This is a genomic window from Rhodococcus sp. IEGM 1307 (assembly GCF_030056915.1).
In the GTDB taxonomy this organism is placed as follows: domain Bacteria; phylum Actinomycetota; class Actinomycetes; order Mycobacteriales; family Mycobacteriaceae; genus Rhodococcus_F; species Rhodococcus_F opacus_D.
Map to the genome: position 1 here is coordinate 1 of NZ_JASHKW010000126.1, position 221 is coordinate 221.

A 221-nucleotide genomic window follows, 5' to 3' on the forward strand; every position below is an offset into this window, starting at 1 on the left:
GCCACCGCCGGGGCGCGGACCGGCGGGGCGGAGTAGGCGCGCGAGGCCGCCTCGAGGACGGACGCGCGGCGGGCGCAGCCGCTCGGCGCGCGGGCCCGCAGGTCCCGGGGGCGGGGGTGGGCGGGGGGGTCGGTGTCGGGGGTGTTGGGGGGGGCCACCTTCGCGATGTGGCGGGTGATGCCGGCCCGCGCGGAGAGCGGGGGGGTCGGGGACTTGCGGCC

The 221-nt window shown here is 83.7% G+C and carries 1 protein-coding gene; it reads right to left on the bottom strand.

Translation table 11 applies throughout. The features are described from left to right. Positions 1-221 (bottom strand): hypothetical protein (locus QM841_RS43755; protein ID WP_283336812.1); only part of this gene is annotated, 221 nt, incomplete at both ends.